Source organism: Psychrobacter sp. 1U2 (assembly GCF_051847575.1).
Genome location: NZ_JBPYDC010000289.1, coordinates 1 through 1252, shown reverse-complemented (window position 1 = coordinate 1252; position 1252 = coordinate 1). Strand labels below are relative to the sequence as shown.

Here is a 1252-nt window from a genome sequence, read left to right as displayed (position 1 = left end):
CAAGTTTGAGGTCATAAAGGATCGGTGCTGAGAGCTATTATGAACCAACAACGAAAAATTACTGTAGCAATAAACAGAGATAAAGTCGATGGTATAAATACGGTTATTATTGATTTTGAAACAGTACATTAGCAACGAAATACCACTAGGCTAGTTTTGTTTTTAAGTATGATATTAGGTTTGTCAAAGGACATAGGAAGAAATGCAGCGTCATTACGTTGCTGCATTTATGGTACATATTATCGAAAGCTAAGAAATACTATGATTCTTACGTTTTTAAATAAAGTTTATTCGTTATTATGGTGTCCCAGCATGATCGACTTTGACTTGTGTAGACAGCATACGACCTTTAGTCTCAGCTTTACGCGATGCCTCATCCCAGTCGGGGGCTGCACACATAAATAGTGTTTTACCATCCTGTCCACCAAGAGCCACAGCAAAAATACCGTCAGGTGCGGTATCGATAGTTTCTAAAATTTTACCACCCTCGCTAATACGTACAGCACGCTGATTTAAAGTATCTGCAATCCAAACAGCGCCTTCGCTATCTAGTGCAAGGCCGTCTGGTAGAATTTCGGCGTTTCCTATACGCACACCAAGGTTTGGCTCATCGCCCAATTCGCCAAAGCTTGCAAAGTCACGTTTTTCGCCAAGTGTCCCATCTTTATTAATATCAAATTGCGAGATTTTATTGCCAAATAGTTCGTTGACGATTAAGGTCTTTTCATCGGCTGATATCACCATGCCATTGGGAAAAGACAAACCTTTTGCAACCACTTGTGAGCTTCCATCCGGTCTAACCAGTACCAGTCCTGCGTGCTCATGATCAGCGCCGCCCATCAAGTCAAAGCCAAAGTTACCGACGTAAGCGTTTCCATTGGGAGCGACCACCATATCGTTAGCATGTCCACCGCAATGCTCCCAAATGTCAGCGTGCACGACTAATTCGCCATTGTCTTCTAAGCGTAAGACTTTACGGTCTTTCATCGATACTACCAGCATACGACCGTCAGGCAACCAACCTAAACCAGAAGGTTGCTGTTCAATATGGACAATTTTTTCTGCCACACCTTGATCATTAACGCGGTAAACCCCCTGCGTATAAAAATCAACAAACCATAAAGCGTTTTTATACCAGCGAGGGCCTTCTAGATAATGAAAGCCATCAACGACAACGTCTAACTCATATTTCGACATAATTATTTCCCTTAATTAGTGGTTATCTTCCTTGATAAATAAGTGCAATTATTTT

The 1252-nt window shown here is 41.5% G+C and carries 1 protein-coding gene; it reads right to left on the bottom strand.

Annotated features, from left to right (window positions below; translation table 11 throughout):
- Nucleotides 1–297 precede the first annotated feature (297 nt).
- Nucleotides 298–1197 (bottom strand): SMP-30/gluconolactonase/LRE family protein, encoded by a 900-nt coding sequence (locus ACS8FD_RS15240; protein ID WP_439260620.1) that lies wholly within the window; start codon nt 1195–1197, stop codon nt 298–300.
- Nucleotides 1198–1252: the final 55 nt, after the last annotated feature.